Source organism: Terrisporobacter petrolearius, assembly GCF_020748185.1.
GTDB classification, from domain to species: Bacteria; Bacillota; Clostridia; order Peptostreptococcales; family Peptostreptococcaceae; genus Terrisporobacter; species Terrisporobacter petrolearius.
Genome location: NZ_JAHZMO010000040.1, coordinates 1 through 19305, shown reverse-complemented (window position 1 = coordinate 19305; position 19305 = coordinate 1). Strand labels below are relative to the sequence as shown.

At 28.6% G+C, this 19305-nt stretch carries 19 protein-coding genes; 16 read left to right on the top strand and 3 right to left on the bottom strand.

From position 1 onward, the window contains the following. Nucleotide 1: 1 nt before the first annotated feature. From rlmN to K0040_RS16320, 6 genes are all read left to right on the top strand, one after another. Nucleotides 2-1033: a dual-specificity RNA methyltransferase RlmN gene (gene rlmN / locus K0040_RS16345; protein ID WP_228109816.1), complete on the top strand. Its 1032-nt coding sequence runs from the start codon at nt 2-4 to the stop codon at nt 1031-1033. 18 nt (nt 1034-1051) lie between these two features. Then, on the top strand, nt 1052-1801 hold the full coding sequence (locus tag K0040_RS16340; RefSeq protein ID WP_074915282.1) for a Stp1/IreP family PP2C-type Ser/Thr phosphatase: 750 nt from the start codon (nt 1052-1054) through the stop codon (nt 1799-1801). Nucleotides 1802-1813: 12 nt separating this feature from the next. After that, nucleotides 1814-3544: a Stk1 family PASTA domain-containing Ser/Thr kinase gene (gene pknB, locus K0040_RS16335; protein ID WP_228109815.1), complete on the top strand. Its 1731-nt coding sequence runs from the start codon at nt 1814-1816 to the stop codon at nt 3542-3544. 168 nt (nt 3545-3712) lie between these two features. Continuing rightward, nucleotides 3713-4594: a ribosome small subunit-dependent GTPase A gene (gene rsgA, locus K0040_RS16330; protein ID WP_228109814.1), complete on the top strand. Its 882-nt coding sequence runs from the start codon at nt 3713-3715 to the stop codon at nt 4592-4594. Between the two features lie 2 nt (nt 4595-4596). Further along, nucleotides 4597-5253: a ribulose-phosphate 3-epimerase gene (rpe, locus tag K0040_RS16325; RefSeq protein WP_228109813.1), complete on the top strand. Its 657-nt coding sequence runs from the start codon at nt 4597-4599 to the stop codon at nt 5251-5253. Between the two features lie 9 nt (nt 5254-5262). Then, a complete protein-coding gene (locus tag K0040_RS16320) occupies nt 5263-5913 on the top strand; it encodes a thiamine diphosphokinase (RefSeq protein ID WP_228109812.1) in 651 nt (216 codons plus the stop codon). Between the two features lie 530 nt (nt 5914-6443). Here the strand turns inward: K0040_RS16320 and rpmB are convergent. Next, nucleotides 6444-6632: a 50S ribosomal protein L28 gene (gene rpmB, locus K0040_RS16315; RefSeq protein WP_018589792.1), complete on the bottom strand. Its 189-nt coding sequence runs from the start codon at nt 6630-6632 to the stop codon at nt 6444-6446. A gap of 470 nt (nt 6633-7102) precedes the next feature. On the opposite strand from rpmB, the gene K0040_RS16310 reads away from it, so the two are divergent. The 6 genes from K0040_RS16310 (at nt 7103) to K0040_RS16285 (ending at nt 12857) form a co-directional block, all read left to right on the top strand. Continuing rightward, entirely contained in the window at nt 7103-7453 is a 351-nt protein-coding gene (locus tag K0040_RS16310) for an Asp23/Gls24 family envelope stress response protein (protein ID WP_018589791.1), read from the top strand. Between the two features lie 15 nt (nt 7454-7468). After that, on the top strand, nt 7469-9094 hold the full coding sequence (locus K0040_RS16305; protein ID WP_228109811.1) for a DAK2 domain-containing protein: 1626 nt from the start codon (nt 7469-7471) through the stop codon (nt 9092-9094). Between the two features lie 91 nt (nt 9095-9185). After that, nucleotides 9186-11243 carry an ATP-dependent DNA helicase RecG gene (recG, locus tag K0040_RS16300; RefSeq protein ID WP_228109810.1) on the top strand — a complete coding sequence of 686 codons (2058 nt, stop codon included), beginning with the start codon at nt 9186-9188 and terminating at the stop codon, nt 11241-11243. Between the two features lie 38 nt (nt 11244-11281). Beyond that, entirely contained in the window at nt 11282-11836 is a 555-nt protein-coding gene (gene rsmD / locus K0040_RS16295) for a 16S rRNA (guanine(966)-N(2))-methyltransferase RsmD (RefSeq protein ID WP_228109809.1), read from the top strand. Nucleotide 11837: 1 nt separating this feature from the next. After that, entirely contained in the window at nt 11838-12326 is a 489-nt protein-coding gene (coaD, locus tag K0040_RS16290) for a pantetheine-phosphate adenylyltransferase (protein ID WP_074915295.1), read from the top strand. 18 nt (nt 12327-12344) lie between these two features. Then, nucleotides 12345-12857, top strand: coding sequence for a hypothetical protein (locus tag K0040_RS16285; RefSeq protein ID WP_228109808.1), 513 nt, complete (start codon nt 12345-12347; stop codon nt 12855-12857). Between the two features lie 44 nt (nt 12858-12901). On the opposite strand, the gene spoVV is transcribed toward K0040_RS16285, so the two are convergent. Together spoVV and K0040_RS16275 are read right to left on the bottom strand one after the other, a co-directional pair. Further along, nucleotides 12902-14083, bottom strand: a complete 1182-nt coding sequence (spoVV, locus tag K0040_RS16280; protein ID WP_228109807.1) for a dipicolinic acid transporter SpoVV — start codon at nt 14081-14083, stop codon at nt 12902-12904. 115 nt (nt 14084-14198) lie between these two features. Beyond that, complete coding sequence (locus tag K0040_RS16275; protein WP_228109806.1) at nt 14199-15464, bottom strand: nucleotidyltransferase; 1266 nt, start codon at nt 15462-15464, stop codon at nt 14199-14201. A 385-nt stretch (nt 15465-15849) separates the two neighbouring features. On the opposite strand from K0040_RS16275, the gene K0040_RS16270 reads away from it, so the two are divergent. The 4 genes from K0040_RS16270 (at nt 15850) to plsX (ending at nt 19147) form a co-directional block, all read left to right on the top strand. Further along, on the top strand, nt 15850-17046 hold the full coding sequence (locus K0040_RS16270) for an acetate/propionate family kinase (RefSeq protein WP_228109805.1): 1197 nt from the start codon (nt 15850-15852) through the stop codon (nt 17044-17046). Between the two features lie 198 nt (nt 17047-17244). Next, the gene (locus K0040_RS16265) at nt 17245-17772 is read left to right on the top strand and encodes a YceD family protein (RefSeq protein WP_228109804.1); all 528 of its coding nucleotides are present in this window, start codon (nt 17245-17247) and stop codon (nt 17770-17772) included. Nucleotides 17773-17785: 13 nt separating this feature from the next. Next, complete coding sequence (rpmF, locus tag K0040_RS16260) at nt 17786-17962, top strand: 50S ribosomal protein L32 (RefSeq protein ID WP_018589781.1); 177 nt, start codon at nt 17786-17788, stop codon at nt 17960-17962. Nucleotides 17963-18115: 153 nt separating this feature from the next. Next, nucleotides 18116-19147, top strand: a complete 1032-nt coding sequence (plsX, locus tag K0040_RS16255; protein WP_228109803.1) for a phosphate acyltransferase PlsX — start codon at nt 18116-18118, stop codon at nt 19145-19147. Nucleotides 19148-19305 lie beyond the last annotated feature (158 nt).

Here is a 19305-nt window from a genome sequence, read left to right as displayed (position 1 = left end):
AATGACAGAAAATAAAGTAGCTTTAAAAAATATGACAGAAGATGAGCTAAAAGAATTTTTAAAGAGTATAGGTGAAAAACCATTTAGAGGTAGCCAAATATTTTCTTGGATATATAAAGGTGCTAAAACTTTTGACGATATGAACAATATACCCAGAAGTTTAAGAGAGAAACTAGAAGAAGTATCTTATATAGGAAATATAAAACAAGAATTATCATTAGAATCAAAAATAGATAAGTGCAAAAAATATTTATTTGAATTAAATGATGGGAATGTGATAGAGACAGTTATGATGGATTATGGTGATAGAATAACTGTATGCATATCAAATCAAGTAGGTTGTAGAATGGGATGTGAATTTTGTGCTTCCACATTAGAGGGTTTAATTAGAAATTTAGAGCCTTGGGAGATACTAGATCAAATTATGAAAGTTCAAGAAGATACCAATAAAAGAGTATCTAATGTAGTATTAATGGGAAGTGGAGAACCTTTAGATAATTTTGAAAATACTAAGAAGTTTTTACAATTAGTAAATGAAGAAAATGGATTAAATATAGGGTATAGACACATAACTTTATCTACTTGTGGAGTTGTTCCTAAAATGTACGAATTTGCAGATTTGCAATTACCTATTAACTTAGCTCTTTCTCTACATTCTCCTTTTGATGAAGAAAGAAAAAAAATAATGCCAGTTGCCAATGCATATAAAATAGATGATATAATAAAAGCATGTAAGTATTATATTCAAAAAACCAATAGAAGAGTAACTTTTGAGTACTCATTGATTAAAGGTGTAAATGATTCTAAAAAAGAAGCTGATGCAATTGTAAAACTTTTAAAAGGAATGTTATGTCATGTTAACTTAATTCCTATTAATAAAGTAGAAGAAAGAGATTTTGAAAGACCTGATAAAACTTATATTTATAAGTTTAGAGATATCCTAGAAAAAAGTAATATTCCAGCAACGGTTAGAATATCTATGGGATCTGATATAGGAGGCGCTTGTGGTCAGCTTAGACGTAAGCACAAGTAAATAAGGAGGATAATTGCTATGATTTATAATTGTGACTCTCATATGGGAAAAGTTCGAAAAAATAATGAAGACTACTGTATGGGGGAGATTTTACAAACAGAAGATGATTGTATAGGCGTGTTTGCTTTAGCTGATGGCATGGGTGGCCATAATAAAGGAGAGGTAGCAAGTAAAATAGCAGTAGAAAGTATTATAGATTTTTTAAAAGAGAATATTTCTCAAAGTGGCGGTATAAAAATGGATTATTTAGATGATATAATTAAACAAGGATATAATTATGCTAATAAGAAAATTTATACTAAAGCCTTAGAAGATAATTCTTGTAAAGGTATGGGAACTACTTTAGTCGTAGCTGTTATTTACCAAAATGATGTTATTATAGCTAATGTGGGTGATAGTAGAGGCTATTTATTAAAAGGTGATAGTTTTAGAAAAATAACTAAAGATCATTCTGTTGTAGAAGAATTGGTAAATGCTCATTTAATAACGGAAGAAGAAGCTAGGTTCCATCCGCGTAGAAATCAAATTACACGAGCAATGGGAGCGGAAGAAATAATTATAGTAGATATATTCAGAGAAAAAGTAGAAAAAGATGATATCTTACTTTTAGCAACAGATGGACTTACTGGTTGTGTAGAGGATGAATCAATAAAAAATATTATTAAACAAGATAAGGATATAAAAGAAATTTGCCAAGATTTAATTAATGAGGCTAATAATAATTCTGGCAAGGACAATATATCGGTTATCTTAAGTAAGATTGATTAGGATGGTGATATTGTGGGAGAAACAATTTTAGGTAATAGATACGAGATTATAAGAAAAATTGGAGATGGAGGGATGGCTTTTGTTTATGAAGCAAAGGACAGACTTCTAAATAGAGTAGTAGCTGTAAAAGTTTTGAGACCAGAATTTGTTGATGATGAGGAGTTTTTAGCAAAGTTCAAAAGAGAAGCAGAAGCTGTGGCTAATATATCTCACCCTAATATAGTAAATGTATATGATGTAGGTTGTGACGGAAAAGTAAACTACATAGTTATGGAATATGTGGATGGGCAAAATCTAAAGGAAATTATTAAATCTGAAGGAACTTTAGATGAATATACGGCTCTTGATATAACTAAGCAAATAGCAAAAGCTCTTGGTGCTGCCCATAAAAAAGGAGTCATACACAGAGATATAAAGCCTCATAATATACTGATATCAAGTGAGGGTAGAAATGTAAAAGTTGCAGACTTTGGAATAGCCAAAGCAGCTACGAATTCTACTATGACTAATATAGGGAGTATTATAGGGTCTGTTCATTATTTTTCACCAGAACAAGCAAAAGGTAAATCGGTGAAAAATAATGCGGATTTATATTCTTTAGGAATTGTATTATACGAAATGTTATTAGGTAAAGTACCTTTTAAAGGAGATAGCCCTATTTCTATAGCCCTTCAACACATAAATGAAGATATAGAATTTACCTTAGAAGAAAAAACTCAAATACCTCAAAGTATTAGAACATTAATTAAAAAATTGACAGAAAAACCTCCAGAAGATAGATATCAAAGCAGTGAAGAAGTCATTGAAGATATTGAATATATTGAACAAAATATAGATTTAGATTTTATTAAGCAATATGATGATTTTGCTACAAGAAGAATACCACCAGTTGAAGTTGTAGATGAGTCTAAATTTAAAACTCTAGGGAAAGAACAAATTAGAGATAATAAAGAAGATGATTTAATGGAGCCTGATGGGGAAGATGTTAATAACTATGATAGAAAACCTAAAAAGAAAAAGAGAAGAGGTTTTAAAGGTATTCTAGTTGGTCTGCTTGTATTACTTTTACTAGGAGCAGTAGGAGCAGGAGTTGTAACTAATGGATTTGGTCTTTTAAATAAAAATGATCAAGTTGAAGCAATAGAAACTCCTAATTTACTTAATATGAGTTTAGAAAATGCAAATAAGGTTATTAATGATTTAGGATTAAAATTAACAATAACTGAAAAACATGACTCAGAAGTGGAAAAAAATCATGTTATATCTCAAACACCACCAGAAGGAACTGAACTGGAAAAAGGAGATACTGTTACAATAGTAATTAGTTTAGGACCAGAAGAATTATCAGTGCCAAATTTAATTGGATTTTCATTAAAGGATGCTAAGACAATTCTTAAAGATAAGGAGTTAGAATTGGGTAGTGTAAGTTATAGTTATAGTGAGATTTATAAGGAAGGTACTGTAATTAATCAAAATCCAGTTGCAGGTGTTGGAAGTGTTAAAAAAGGTGATATTGTCAATATTGTTGTAAGTAAAGGAGAAAAACCAACAGAAGAAAAACCAACAGAAGAAGAAAAACCAACAGAGGAAGAAAAACCAACAGAAGAAGAAAAACCAACAGAAGAAGAAAAACCAACAGAGGAAGAAAAACCATCAGAAGAAAAACCATCACAAGGTGGAAATAAGAAGCCTGGAGAACAAGAAACTAGCAATGTTGAAAGTAAAGAAGAAAATAATGATTAAAGAATAAAAATAAATCATATATACAAAATATAAGTAAGCATTCTGCTTACTTATATTTATTTTTTTGAAAAAATAATAGATAAAAAATAATATATAAGAATTAAATTTAAAATAATAAAAATATTATGGTAATATATAATAAAGTGTTAAAAAATAAGGAGGCAATTAATGTTAGATGGAAGGATAATGAAAGGAATAGGGGGATTCTACTATGTAGATACAGAAAAGGGACTGTATGAATGTAGAGCTAGAGGCATATTTAGAAAAAATAAGCAAACTCCTTTAGTAGGTGATAGAGTGAAAATTAGCATAGTTGATGAGGAAAAAAAAATTGGTGTTGTAGAAACTATTGATAAAAGAGATAGTGAGCTTATAAGACCTCCAATTGCTAATGTGGAAAAAGCCTTAATAGTTTTTGCTGTAAAGAACCCTACACCTCATTTATCTTTATTGGATAGATTTATAGTTCTTGCTGAAAAAGAAAACTTAGAAATTGTAATTATTCTTACAAAAGTTGATTTAGATGAGGACAATACAACGAATAAAATAAAAGAAATATATGAATTAAGTGGATATAAAGTTATTCCGGTTAGCAGTAAGTCTAAAGAAAATATAGATAAAGTAAAAGAAGAGCTAAATAATAGTGTAGTAGTATTCGCAGGACCATCAGGAGTTGGAAAATCCAGTTTATTAAATGAAATAGATCCAAATTTTAAGTTACAAACTGGTGAAGTTAGTGATAAAATCAAAAGAGGAAAGCACACTACAAGACATGCCGAACTTTTAAAACTACAATGCGGAGGTATAGTTGCAGATACACCAGGCTTTTCTTCATTAACATTAGAGGATATAGAAGAAAATGAATTAAAAGAATACTTTATAGAGTTTGATGAAGTTGATAACTGCAGGTTTGGAAATAAATGCATACACGAAAATGAACCGAGTTGTGGAGTTAAAGAAGCTGTTGAAGCAGGGGAGATTTCTAAAGTAAGGTATGAAAGTTACATACAATTACTCAATGAGATAAGACAAGGGAAAAGGAGATATTAAAAATGATAAAATTAGCACCATCAATATTATCAGCAGATTTTGCAAAACTTTTAGAAGATGTTAAAAAGGTAGAAAAAGCGGGATGTGAGTATTTACATATAGATGTTATGGATGGACATTTTGTTCCTAACATAACACTGGGTCCTGGAATAGTTAAATCCTTAAGAAAAGATGTTACTATGGTATTTGATACACATCTTATGATTGAAAATCCAGATAATTATATTAAAGATTTTGTTGATGCAGGAAGTGATTTGATAGTAGTTCACGTGGAAGCTTGTAGGCATTTACATAGAACTATACAAAATATTAAATCTCATAATGTAAAAGCAGGTGTAGCTTTAAATCCTGGTACACCAATAGAAACTATAAAACATGTACTTCAAGATGTGGATATGGTACTTGTAATGACTGTAAATCCTGGATTTGGAGGGCAATCATTCATTGAAAGTATGATTGGGAAAATAAAAGAATTAAAACAAATAATAGATGAAAAAAATCTTAATGTTGATATACAAGTAGATGGTGGAATAAAACCAAGTAATATAAATCAAGTAGTAGAAGCTGGGGCGAATGTAATAGTAGCAGGATCAGCTATATTTAATAGTGAAAATATAGAGGAAACTGTAAAATTAATGAGAAAGAATGCTAGTCTTTAGGAGATATTAATGAAGGTTTGTATTATATTAAATGGCGAAATAAAAAATTATAATAAGACAAAAGAAATAATACTTAGGGAAAAATATGATTTTATAATAGGAGCCGATGGTGGATGTAATCATTTATATAAAATGAATATAATACCAAATTATATAATAGGAGATTTAGACTCTATTAATAATGGTTTAGTTGATTATTATAAAAATAAAAACGTATTTTTTAAAAAATATCCATCTCATAAGGATGAAACAGATTCAGAGATTTGTATGTATTTAGCAAAAGAATTAAAAGCTGAAGAAATAGATTTTTACGGATCCCTAGGAGGACGAATAGATCATACTCTCGCAAACATAGGTTTAATGCACTATGTTAGAGAAATGAATATAACACCTAGGATAATTACAAGTGAAGAAGAAATTACTATTATAAGAAATGAAGAAATTATTTTACATGGCAAAAAGGGAGATACTGTATCCGTTGTACCTATAATGGCAGATGTAAACAATATAACTCTTAAAAAATTAGAGTACCCATTGAACAATGCTAAAATGGGATACTTATCATCTTTAGGTATATCTAATGTTATGTTAGAAGATGAATGCATTATAAAAATTGAAGATGGATATGCATTGATTATAAGAAATTATAACTTAGCGTAAAATAAACTCCTCTTGATATGTGATCTCTTGATATGTGATTAAGAGGAGTTTATTTATTTTAAGTGGGTTCGTCAATAAGGGGTATATAACTTCTTAGAAAGCTAATGGGTGCCTTATAAACATAATTGAAATAATAAAAAGAAAAATTTAATATAATGAGTAATTTATAATTCTAAAATGAAAGACTTCTTTAATATAATTTAATATAAAGATTTTTATATTGAAGTTTTGGAGATGAACATAGGTATAAATAATGTAATGTAAGATTTAATTTTAAGGTCTATAAAAAAAATGATTTGCATAGAAATTAATAAATGTTATGTGTACAAATCTAATGTAAAATATTGAAGACTATCTAACTTAGGGGGGATAAGTATGAAAATGGTAACTGTAAAATTACCAAAATGGCTTTCTAATATTGTTTTAAAATTTATGAGGACGAATAAAAAGTAAAAAATTGATAAACTTTTAGATAAAAAAATGAGAGCCTACATTTCTGTAGGCTCTTTACTAATAAAATAAATTTATTATTAAGCTCTATCAACTTTGTTTGAACGTAAGCATCTTGTACAAACTTTTACTCTTTTTGGAGTTCCATTTTCTATAACTTTCACGTTTCTTAAGTTAGCAGCCCATGTTCTCTTGCTGTGTTTATTTGAATGTGATACTTGGTTTCCAGAAACTTTACCTTTACCACATACGCAACATACTCTTGACATTATATACACCTCCTTAAAATGATAACTATTTTAAGACTAAAAACATATTTATATTAACATAAAATTTGAATTTTTGCAATAAAAATATATAATTGTTCTTAACATATTGAAGATTTTCTCATTATCATATAAAATTATATATATAAATTTTGCTAATGTAAATATTAAAAGAAAAAATAATGATAAAAGTTTATTATCATAGTTTTGTTGTGTTGTAAATTGCTATGTTTTAAAAGGTAAAAACTTTATATCTTCCATTTATTAATACGTAGTATTGGCAATAAGTGTCTTTTTAGCTACTAAATTTAAATAACTTTTAATTATTAATTACTTATTAGTATTATATATCTTGTCTAAAATAGAAATATAAACTATAATTTATTAAAATAAAGGAAATTTGTTGAATTGGTAAAATAATAATTCAACATCGTACAAAATATTATTAAAAAAGAAAATGAGGGGGTAAAACCATGACTACTAAAGTAAATAATAAATATGGATGTATAGAAATAGATAAGCATGTTATAGCTCAAATTGCATATAGAGCTGCAATGGAGAGTTACGGATTAGTAGGTTTCTCACAAAAGATAAAAGGTATTGTTGAATTGTTAAAAGGAGACAATGCTACTAAAGGCGTTAAAATATATGAAACAGAAGATAATAAAATAGAAATAGAATTATTTGTTATAATGCAATATGGAATTAACATTTCTACTGTAGCAAATAACATAATAGACAGAGTGAAATACTCGGTAGAAAATACAACATCAATAAAAGTTAGCAAAATTGATGTTAACGTGCAAGGTATCAGGGTTAAGTAATATAGGAGGAAGAATATGATTCAATATATAGACGGAAAAAGATTTAGAGATATGTTTGTTTCAGGTGCAAATAATCTTCAAAACCATAAAGATTTAGTTGATAAATTAAATGTATTTCCAGTTCCAGATGGTGATACAGGAACAAATATGTCTTTAACTATATCATATGCAATTAAAGAATTATCTAAAGTTGAAAATGATGATATAACAGATATAGGTAAAGCTCTTTCAAAAGGTTCTTTAATGGGTGCTAGAGGAAACTCAGGAGTTATACTATCACAAATAATAAGAGGAATAGCCAAATCAATAGAAGGTAAAGAAAATTTAAATGTTGTAGATTTAGCTAATGCTCTTAAAAATGGATCTGACACTGCTTATAAAGCTGTTATAAAGCCAATAGAAGGAACTATTCTTACTGTTGTTAGAGAAAGTGGAGAGTATGCAGTAAAAGTAGCTAAGCCAGATATGGATATGACTAAATTTCTTGAATTAGTAGTAAAAAAAGCTAATGAATCACTAAATAAGACACCAGAATTACTAAAGGCACTAAAAGAAGCTGGAGTTGTAGACTCTGGTGGTAAAGGATTAGTTCTTATATATGAAGGAATGTTATCTTCGTTAAAGGGAATTAATATAGAGTCTATAGAAGGCGGAACTTCTAGTAGCGTAGAAGTTAATGTGGAACAAAACATATCTAGTGAAGACATTAAGTTCCAATACTGTACAGAATTTATTTTAGAAAGTGATAAAATAGATGACTTAGCAGTAAGAGAAATGTATATGAAGTTTGGAGATAGCCTAGCTGTAGTTGGAGATGAAGGTGTAATAAAAGTACATGTTCATACAAATGATCCAGGTCTTGCTATACAAGAAGCATTAAAATACGGACAATTATTAACAATAAAAATAGAAAATATGAAACTTCAACATGAAAATAAGGTATTAAATGAAACGGATCAAACACAAGATATACCTGTTGAAGAAAAAGAGTACGGATTTATAGCAACTTCTATGGGAGAAGGTTTAGCACAAATATTTAAAGATTTTGGTGTTGACCACATAATAGAAGGTGGTCAAACTATGAACCCTAGTACAGAAGATTTTATGAAAGCAATAGAAAGCTTACACGCTAAAAATATAATAATATTGCCAAATAATAGTAATATTATTATGGCTGCCAATCAAGCTAAAGAATTAAGTGCTAAAAACATAATAGTTATACCAACTAAAAATGTGGCACAAGCTTTTGCTACTTTAGTGACATTCGATGCAGATGCAGATGTAAGTGAGAATGAATCAAATATGATGGAAGCTTTATCTTTAGTAAAATCTGGTCAAGTAACTTATGCTGTAAGAGACACAGTTATAAATGATGTGGAAGTAAAAGAAGGAAACATAATAGGAATTGCAGAAGGCAAATTATTATCTGCAGGAAATAATGTGGATGAAATAACTACTGACCTTATAGAAAAATTAGTAGATGAAGATAGTGCTATAATAACTCTATTTTATGGTGAAGATACTTCCAAAGAAGAAGCAGAAGCCTTAAGAGATTCATTAGAAGAAAAATTTGAAGATATAGATGTGGAATTACACTATGGAGGACAACCTCTTTATTATTACTTAATTTCAGTTGAATAATGATTAACTAGTCCTGTATAATCGTACTATAAATTAGTATATTATACAGGATTTTTTATTCGTAGGGGAATAATATTTGTAGGTGATAATTATGAATAATTTAAATAAGGAAATACAATTTGTAAAAGGAATAGGCCCTAAAAGAGCAGAAAAACTTCACAAGCTTAATATTTTTACTTTAAAAGATTTAATATATTATTTTCCAAGACAATATGAAGACAGAAGTACTATAAAAAAAGTCAATCAACTGGAAAATGGAGAAAAAGTATCTATAAAAGGTATTATAAGTAAAATAGATACTTATAGTCCAAGAAAAGGTATGAAAATAACTAGAATGGATGTAAAAGATGATAGCGGGTATATTAAAATGTCATTTTTTAACCAAGAATACATTACAAAGGTGTTTAAAAGTGGAGATAGTATTTTAGTTTTTGGAAGGGTTAAGATAGAAAATAATTTTAAAGAGTTAATACCTATTGAAGTTGAGCATTATACTAATAAACCAATGTCTACTTGCAAAATTGAGCCAGTATATCCTTTGACTTATGGCTTGTCTAATAAAGAGTTGCAAGGAATGATTAAATCAGTTCTTGCCAAGGAAGAATTTAAAATAAAAGAATATATGCCACAAGATATACTAGAGAAATATAAATTATGTGGTATTGATTTTGCTGTTAGAAATATACATTCTCCAACTAACAAAGAAACTTTAAAAGTTGCATTATATAGATTAGTTTTTGAAGAATTTTTGATTTTACAGTTAGGATTATTTTATTTTAAAAGCGGGATAAATGAAGCTAGTGGAATAGAATTTGAAGAAAAAGAAAAATTAAATGATATAATAAAATCTCTTCCATTTAAATTAACTAAAGCTCAGGGGAGAGCTTTAAATGAAATTATTGAGGATATGACTACTTCTAAAGTGATGAATAGATTGGTTCAAGGGGATGTTGGAAGTGGAAAAACAGTGGTAGCATTACTTGCATTAGCAAATGCGGTTTTAAATGGTTATCAGGGGGCTTTAATGGCACCTACGGAGATTTTAGCATCCCAACACTATGATTCATTTAAAGAAACATTAGAATCCTTTAATATTAAATCTGAGTTGCTTGTAGGAAGTCTTACAAAAAAGCAAAAAGAAAAAATATTAGAAAAAGTAAAAAATCAAGAAATAGACATTCTTATTGGAACTCATGCTCTTATAGAAGATAAGGTGGAATTTAAAAACTTAGGAATTGCTATAACAGATGAACAACATAGATTTGGAGTCAGACAAAGGGGAAGATTATCAAACAAAGGGAACAGTCCAGATATCCTTGTTATGACGGCAACACCAATACCTAGAACATTAGCTTTAATTTTATACGGAGACTTAGATATTTCCATAATAGATGAGTTACCTCCAGGAAGGCAACCTGTGGAAACTATTGCTATAGAACACAAAAGAAGAAATGAAGCCTATGAAAACTTAGTAAGAAGTGAAGTTGAAAAAGGAAGACAAGTTTATGTGGTTTGTCCCTTGGTAGATGAGAGTGAAAAAATAGAAGCTACAGCAGCGGTTGATCTTGTAGAAGAACTAAAAAGAGAATTTTTTTCGGATTTAAGCGTAGGCTTGCTTCATGGAAAAATGAAACCTAGCGACAAAGATACTATAATGGATGATTTTAAAAATAAAAAGTTGGATATATTAGTATCTACTACAGTTATTGAAGTTGGAGTGAATGTACCTAATGCTACGTTGATGATAATTGAAAATGCTGAAAGATTTGGTCTAGCACAACTACATCAACTTAGAGGACGTGTGGGAAGAGGAAAACATAAATCTTACTGTATACTAATTTATAACTCAAAGACTGAAGTATGTAGAGAAAGAATGGCTATAATGGAAGAAACTACAGATGGATTTAAAATATCTCAAAAAGACTTAGAAATAAGAGGGCCAGGAGAATTTTTTGGGACAAGGCAACATGGTCTTCCGGAGTTAAAAGTTGCAAATATTTTTAAACATATTAAAATATTAAAACAGGCCCAACTGGAGGCTAGGTACATAATTGGTCAAGATGTAAGATTAAAACAAGAAGACAATAAAAAATTAAGAGAAGAAATATTGTATAAATTTAGTGAACGTGAAGAAATCTCATTAAATTAATTGAAATTTATGGTAAAATAAAGAAAGGAGACATAATTTTGAGAGTTATTTCAGGAAAAGCAAGAGGACTAAAATTGAATGCTCCTAAAAATGATGATGTAAGACCTACAACAGATAGGGTTAAAGAATCTTTGTTCAATATGATAAATCCATATATAATAGATAGCAATATATTAGATTTGTTTGCTGGTACAGGTTCTTTAGGAATTGAGTGTTTATCAAGAGGAGCAAATAAATGTATTTTTATAGATAATAGTAAGGAAAGTATAAATATTATAAAGTCCAATATAAAAAAGGCAAGAGTTGAGAATGAAAGCATAGTATTAAATTTAGATTTTAAAAGTGCTATAAATTCTCTAGCTTTAAAAAATGAAAAATTTGATGTTATATTTATGGATCCTCCATATTATAAGAATATGTTTAGTGATGCATTAGGTAGTATAGATAATAAGAACCTTTTAAAAGAAGACGGAATTATTGTTGTAGAACATGATACTAAAGATAGGTTTCCGGATAATATTGGTAGGCTATATAAAAGTAGAGACAAAAAGTATGGAAATACAACATTAACATTCTATAAAGTGGAGGAATAACATGGACAAACCAATGCGTAAAGCAATATTTGCTGGTAGCTTTGACCCAATTACCAATGGACATCTAGATATAATTTTTAGAGCTGCCAAATTATTTGATGAATTACAAATAGGAGTGCTTATAAATCCTAATAAAAAGGGGCTTTTCACGCTAGAAGAAAGAGTGGAGTTAATTAAGATTTGCACAAAAGGATTAAATAATATTAAAGTTATTGAATTCCAAGGCTTATTGGTTAATTATTGCAAAGAAAATGGAATAGATACTTTAGTTAGAGGGGTAAGAAGTGAAGATGACGTTAATTATGAGTTGCAAATGGCTCATATGAATAAAGAATTAAATCCCGATATAGAAACAATATTTTTGCCAACTAACAAACAGTACTCTTTTGTAAGTTCATCATTAATTAAAGAAGTTTTAAACTTTGGAGCCGATGTTAAAAATTTAGTGCCTATAGAAGTTATAGAGGCTATAGAAAACAAGACGAAATAGTAATTTAGGGGGATTAGTATGAAAATAGATTTAGAAATTATGGATTTATTTCAAGAGCTAGAGGAATTAATAGAAAATGCACCACTTAAAGGGCTAGCAAGGAAATCAATTAGTATAGATAAAGAAGAAATTCTTGCTATTATTAATGATATCAAAGCATTAATGCCAGAAGAAGTAAATCAAGCAATATGGATAAATAGAGAAAGACAAAGAATAATAACAGAAGCAAAAGCAGAAGCAGAACAAATTATAGAACAAGCTAACCAGGAAGCTCAAATTAAGGCTAAAGAAGGAGAGCAGTTCGAAGAAAATCTTAAACAGCAATTTGATGATATTGTAGAATCTAATGAAGTAGTAGATAGAGCAAAAGAAAGAGCTTCGGAAATTATAAGTAGAGCAGAGTCATATGCTCTTGAGATTAGGGAAGGTTCTATTGAATATGCAGAAGATGTTATAAGTTCTGTTGAACAAAATTTAATTGAAACTTTGGAAATTGTAAAAAGAAATAAAAGAGAATTAAGAGAAGAATAGAAAATAAGCTCCCAATAAATTGGGAGCTTTCCTTATTTTATAAATTAATCCTTTGTTATGTATAAAAAGTATAGATTAAATATTATATAAATAATTACAGTTATAATTAAAAATATTTTGAAGTTATAAAAATAATGATTTAAAACGTTGTTATTATAAACAGAATTGTAAATTGATGAAAAATTTGAAACAGGTAAATAATTTTTACTTAAAGGATAAAGTAAAAAGGTATATAAAGCTGCAAATATACCATGTAAAAATTTGTTAAATATGTAAATGTTGGTTTTGATGTCTGTTTTAGCTATAAAGCTACAACACTGGGCTAATATAGATAAACCACTAAAACCTATAATGAAACTGCATAAACTAGCTTTAATTGTTTCAGGAATGTATGTGAGATTAGCTATGTTATTGCAACCTATGGTTATTTCGAATAACCCGCTAATAAAAGCAGAGCAAGCTTCTTTTGTTATGCATAAGAATGATAACAAAAAGCAGATTGCTGAAGATATTCCATCTATTACATTGAATAAAGTTAGTATTTTAAACACTACAGAAAAAATTATTACAAAACCACCAACTGCTAATAAAGTATTTACACCACTTATAACAGCATTTCCAAATGAAATAAAAAAACCGTCTTTTTCAGGGATGTTAATTATGTATTTTATATTATCAACTATTGTTTTGTTTGATTTTTCTCTTTTTTCATTTCCGTATCTTCTAAAAAGTAACCCCACGGTTATGGCACCTAAGTAGTGGCAAATGAGCATTACATATCCTGAGGATGCATCCTTTAACATTCCAACAGCAACGGCGCCGATTATAAACAAAGGACCAGATGTAGAACAAAAAGATACTAATCTTTGGCCTTCATATTGAGAAATGTCTTGTCTAAACCTTAAATCAGAGGCAAGTCTAGCTCCCACAGGATAACCGGATACAGCTGAAATAGCAAAAACTAATGCGCTTTTACCGGATATATTAAAAACAAGTTGGGTTATGGGGTTTATTATAGCGCCTATAATATCAACTACTCTCAATGAAACTATTAAATTGGCTCCTATTATAAAAGGTAGTAAAGATGGCATTAATATATTAACCCATATATATATTCCATTCTTTGCAGCTTCAATGGAATCGTTGGGAAAAATTATAATCCCAATAATTAATAATAAAACTATGACTTTGGGTAAAAAATATTTTGTTAATTTATATATGTTCATAAAATCACCTAACAAATAAAGACTTTAAGGTATTATATTAATTTTAAAAGTAAAATATGAAAAATTCAGAAACTAAAAAAGAAAAGGACTATAAATAAAGTCCTTTTCTTTTTAATTATGGCAAATATTTAGGTGATAAATAATAATCCATTGGTCCTTTTAATAAATGTTTATTATTTTTATAATAAACAAGATTATACATATTACTAGATTTTAAGTCATATTTAATAAGAGTTTTAAATATAGAGTCGTCAATATGATTTATTTTTGAAAACTTAGTGATAATCTCAACATCGCTAGAAGTTTTGATTTTTTTTATAATTTCACGACCTTTATTGTTAAAAGCTAAAACCCTAATGTAAGGAACAGAATTTAAATCTTTTACCCTTATAACATCTTCTTTTGTAATGCCCAATAAAATATTATTTAAAGTTCTCTTTATTTTAGTCATAGTGTAACGTTTTGATTTTGTGGAATTTATTAAATCTTCTAAGTTAGAAGATGTAAATATATTTGAATAAATTTTATTTTCTATACCTTCGTTTACTTCAAAGTAATTATGCAAATTATCATAATCTCTAATGATGATAGATGATAAAATATTATAAAACATATAATCAAATACAGGTGTGAAATTGTTATGGATTTTACTACTTATTTCATTGAAGGTTGATTTTGGGATAACATTTTCAATACGTTTTAAATTAGCCCTATCTCTTAGAACATTTCTAATAGCTGTAGCTGAGCAAATATTGCTACTTATATCACTAGAATTATACTCGGAAGCAATTCTAGTAATAGTGTAAGGATTAATATTGCTACTTAATTTAATCAAACTTTTAATATATTCAATACCTAAAATATTATTAGAAGAATTCAAAATTTGTTGAAGTTCGTTTTCGTTTAAGTGTAAAAAATTTTGCGTTTTTATATATTCAAATAATGCCTTGCCTCTTGCTGAAGGGAAAACGTGACCATCATCTAAATGTTTTTTTAAAGCTGATTTAAATTCTTCAGGTTCTTGAACTAAAATTTTTGCTATGGTACTTAGAATTTCAACGCTACCTTCTTCACTACCGAAGCAAACTGAATTAACACAATTAAGAGAATTTAAAATACTTATAGCTCCATGTGAAAAGATTTCCGCGCTTTGACAAGCGAATAGAGTTGGAAGTTCTATTACTAAATCTACACCACTTTTTACTGCCATTTCAGCTCTTGTATATTTATCAAACAAAGCAGGTTCTCCTCTTTGTAAAAAAGAACCACTCATTATTGCCATAGTATGAGTAGCATTTGTTTTTTCTTTTGATTTTTCTAAATGGTATTTATGACCATTGTGAAATGGGTTGTATTCAACGATTAATCCTAATAAGTTCATACAATGCTCCTTTTGGTAATTTTACTACATAATAGTATATTATATTTTTTAAGTTGACAAAAATAGAGGAAATACTTAATAATAATAGAATAATATAAAATGTGTTATTAAGGCACATAAATATGTTTTATTATATGAATAATAAGTAAGACATCTTATTTTGAAAGTTAAATTTAATTAATTATCTATTATACCAAATAAATAATTATATAAAAGAGATATGTCGTAATATTTAAATATTACATACTAGGATATTTTTATAAATAGTATGTACTTTTAATTAAAAAGGTGTTATATTTATTATGATTGACAATATAAAGTTAAATAGTCATTTTGAATATTAATTTAAGGAAAATTTTTAAATTTTTAAGGAGGATTGCTAATAATGAAAGTATTAGTATTAAACTGTGGTAGTTCTTCATTAAAATATCAATTAATAGATATGGAAAATGAAGCAGTATTATGTGTAGGATTAGTAGAAAGAATAGGTATAGAAGGTTCTATACTTAAGCAAGAAAAAGATGGTGTTGAAGGTAAATACATAGTTGAACAACCAATGAAAAACCATGAAGAAGCTATAAAATTAGTTTTAGATGCTGTAGTTGACTCAACTTACGGTGGTGTAAAAGATATTAAAGAAGTAGAAGCAGTGGGACACAGAGTTGTTCATGCTGGTGAAAAATTTGCAACATCAGTTGTTATAACTGACGAAGTAGAAGCAGCTTTAAAAGAGTGTATAGATTTAGCTCCACTTCATAACCCAGCTAACATAATGGGAATAGATGCTTGTAAAGTTATACTTCCAGGAGTACCAATGGTAGCTGTATTTGATACTGCATTCCATCAAACAATGCCTAAGAAATCTTACTTATATGGTTTACCACATGAGTTATACACTAAATACGGTGTAAGAAGATATGGATTCCACGGAACTTCTCATAAATATGTATCTCAAAGAGCTGCAGAAATGTTAGGAAAAGACATAAAAGATCTTAAAATAATAACTTGTCACTTAGGAAACGGAGCTTCTATAGCTGCTGTTGATGGTGGTAAATGTGTAGATACTTCTATGGGATTCACTCCATTAGAAGGTTTAATAATGGGAACTAGATGTGGAGATATAGATGCTGCTATATTACCATTCTTAATGAGAAAAGAAAACTTAAATGCTGATCAATTAGATGCGATAATGAATAAACAATCAGGAGTATATGGAATGACTGATATATCTTCTGACTTTAGAGATATAGAAGGTGCAGCAGAAAAAGGTGACGAAAAAGCTCAAGTTGCTTTAGATGCATATGTACAAAAAGTTAAAAAATATATAGGTTCTTATGCGGCTGAAATGAACGGTGTAGATGCTGTAGTATTTACTGCTGGTGTTGGTGAGAACGGAATAGAAATAAGAGAATCTATAGCTTCAAACATGGAATTCTTAGGAATGAAGTTAGATAAAGAAGCTAACAAAGTTAGAGGTAAAGAAAGAGTAATATCTACAGAAGATTCTGAAGTTAAAATATTATTAGTACCTACAAACGAAGAATTAATGATAGCTAGAGATACTTTAACATTAGTTAAATAATTATAAAATATGTTATTTATAAATGTATTATAAATTTTAAGGTAGGCTTTGACCTACCTTAAAATAATTTTAACAACATATTTTGAAGATATTTACAAATAAAATATTAAAATCTTATTTTTAACTATCAAGTAAAAATACTTGACAAACATTGACTAGATTTGTATAATAAATTTGGTAATATAACGAGGTGAAAGTATGATAATTAGTCTAGATAAGTTAGATAGAAAAGAAACTGATAAAATAGACTTGAATTTTTCACAAAAAATTGATACTATTAATTATTGTGAGAACACATATAAAATAGCTTCACCGTTAAACCTAATAGGTAAAATATCTAGAACTAATAAAGGATATTATTTAGACGCTAATGTTAGTTTCAAAATGATAGACAATTGCGCTAGATGTTTAGATGAAGTTAAAGTACCAATAGAATATGCTATAGAAGGTTTCTTAGTGAAAGAAGATTTTGACGAAGACGAGTTTGAAGATTGTGATGCTTTTATTATTGACGGTGATGAAGTAAATTTACTTGACGTAATAGGACAAACATTAATTTTTAATTTACCAGCACAATCTCTTTGTGAAGACGAGTGTGAAGGCCTTTGTCAGGATTGTGGAGCTAACCTAAATAGGGAAACTTGTGCATGTAGCCAAATTGCCAATGACGAGGATGATATAGATCCACGTTTTGCTAAATTAAAAGATTTATTTAAAAATGACTAAGGAGGTGGCTTAAATGGCAGTACCTAAGCGTAAAACAGCTAAATCAAAAACTAAAATGAGAAGAGCGGCTAACTCAAAAATGACAGCAACAGGATTCGTAGAGTGTCCACAATGTCATGAACCAAAATTACCACATAGAGTTTGTCCAGATTGTGGACATTACAAAGGTAAAGAAATAGTATCTGAATAATGATATTTTTAAAAACATGTAGAGTAATCTACATGTTTTTTTGTTAAAATATAAAAATAAATGAAGTTGAAAAAATAAAATAATTACTGTAAAATACTAATAATATTTTGTAGTTATATATAAATTTATACATAAATGTACGAGGAGGTAATTATGAGAATAGTAGTAGATGGAATGGGTGGAGATAATGCTCCTAAAGCCATAGTAGGTGGAGTTGTTGATGCTATAAAAGAATATAATGTAGAAATAGTAATTACAGGAGATAAAGAAATCCTTGAACAAGAATTCTCATCATATGAGTTTGATAGAAGTAAATTAGAAATAGTGCATACTACGGAAATTATTGAAAATGAAGATAAACCAGTTCAAGCAATAAGAAGAAAAAAAGATTCATCTATGGTTGTAGGTTTGAATTTAGTGAAAGAAAAGAAAGCGAACGCTATAGTATCAGCAGGTAGTACGGGAGCTTTACTCACAGGAGCTACTTTAGTAGTTGGAAGAATAAAAGGAATAGACAGACCTTGTCTTTGTCCTTGCATGCCAAATATAAAAGGAAGTATGACTATAATAGCGGATGGTGGAGCTAATGCAGACTGTAAGTCTAGAAATTTAAGTGAGTTTGCAATGATGGCTAATATTTATCTTAAAAAAGTGTTAAATATGGAAAATCCAAGAGTTGGTATTGCAAATATCGGATCTGAAGAAGGAAAAGGAAATGAGCTAGTAAAAACTGCTTATGAAGAATTAAAAAATATGGATTTAAACTTCATAGGGAATGTAGAAGGAAGAGATGTTATAGAATCTAAGGCTGATGTAATAGTTTGTGATGGTTTTACAGGTAATATAATGTTAAAAACTTGTGAAGGTGTTGCAATGGGAATGATGAAGCTTATGAAGGAAACTTTAATGAGCAGTACAAAAGGAAAGCTTGGAGCGTTATTAATAAAAGAGGACTTAAGAAAGCTAAAAGCATTTATGGATTATTCTGAATATGGTGGAGCACCTTTCTTAGGAGTAAAAGGTGGAGTAATAAAAGCCCATGGAAGTTCAGATGCTAAGGCTATAAAAAATGCTATAAATCAAGCTATACACTTTGTAAATGGTAATGTGGTAGAAGATATACAATTATATTTACAAGCCCAAAAAGAAGATGAAAAATCAAATAAAAATAAAGAAGAAAACTAATAAAAAATTAAAATAAAAAACCTCCAATTAGTAAAATGGACCCTATAAAGTGGATACTAGAAAAAGTGTTTACTTGTATAGGGTTTATTTTTGTGTAAAATATTCATTAAGGAGTTGAGTAATTATGAACAAAAAACTATTTTCTAAAGAAGAGATTA

What these genes read in the sequence shown, in the direction of transcription:
- rlmN (WP_228109816.1), top strand. Translation starts at nt 2, where the DNA reads ATGACAGAAAATAAAGTAGCTTTAAAAAATATGACAGAAGATGAGCTA.
- K0040_RS16340 (WP_074915282.1), top strand. Translation starts at nt 1,052, where the DNA reads ATGATTTATAATTGTGACTCTCATATGGGAAAAGTTCGAAAAAATAAT.
- rsgA (WP_228109814.1), top strand. Translation starts at nt 3,713, where the DNA reads ATGTTAGATGGAAGGATAATGAAAGGAATAGGGGGATTCTACTATGTA.
- rpe (WP_228109813.1), top strand. Translation starts at nt 4,597, where the DNA reads ATGATAAAATTAGCACCATCAATATTATCAGCAGATTTTGCAAAACTT.
- K0040_RS16320 (WP_228109812.1), top strand. Translation starts at nt 5,263, where the DNA reads ATGAAGGTTTGTATTATATTAAATGGCGAAATAAAAAATTATAATAAG.
- rpmB (WP_018589792.1), bottom strand. Translation starts at nt 6,632, where the DNA reads ATGTCAAGAGTATGTTGCGTATGTGGTAAAGGTAAAGTTTCTGGAAAC.
- K0040_RS16310 (WP_018589791.1), top strand. Translation starts at nt 7,103, where the DNA reads ATGACTACTAAAGTAAATAATAAATATGGATGTATAGAAATAGATAAG.
- K0040_RS16305 (WP_228109811.1), top strand. Translation starts at nt 7,469, where the DNA reads ATGATTCAATATATAGACGGAAAAAGATTTAGAGATATGTTTGTTTCA.
- recG (WP_228109810.1), top strand. Translation starts at nt 9,186, where the DNA reads ATGAATAATTTAAATAAGGAAATACAATTTGTAAAAGGAATAGGCCCT.
- coaD (WP_074915295.1), top strand. Translation starts at nt 11,838, where the DNA reads ATGGACAAACCAATGCGTAAAGCAATATTTGCTGGTAGCTTTGACCCA.
- K0040_RS16285 (WP_228109808.1), top strand. Translation starts at nt 12,345, where the DNA reads ATGAAAATAGATTTAGAAATTATGGATTTATTTCAAGAGCTAGAGGAA.
- spoVV (WP_228109807.1), bottom strand. Translation starts at nt 14,083, where the DNA reads ATGAACATATATAAATTAACAAAATATTTTTTACCCAAAGTCATAGTT.
- K0040_RS16275 (WP_228109806.1), bottom strand. Translation starts at nt 15,464, where the DNA reads ATGAACTTATTAGGATTAATCGTTGAATACAACCCATTTCACAATGGT.
- K0040_RS16270 (WP_228109805.1), top strand. Translation starts at nt 15,850, where the DNA reads ATGAAAGTATTAGTATTAAACTGTGGTAGTTCTTCATTAAAATATCAA.
- K0040_RS16265 (WP_228109804.1), top strand. Translation starts at nt 17,245, where the DNA reads ATGATAATTAGTCTAGATAAGTTAGATAGAAAAGAAACTGATAAAATA.
- rpmF (WP_018589781.1), top strand. Translation starts at nt 17,786, where the DNA reads ATGGCAGTACCTAAGCGTAAAACAGCTAAATCAAAAACTAAAATGAGA.
- plsX (WP_228109803.1), top strand. Translation starts at nt 18,116, where the DNA reads ATGAGAATAGTAGTAGATGGAATGGGTGGAGATAATGCTCCTAAAGCC.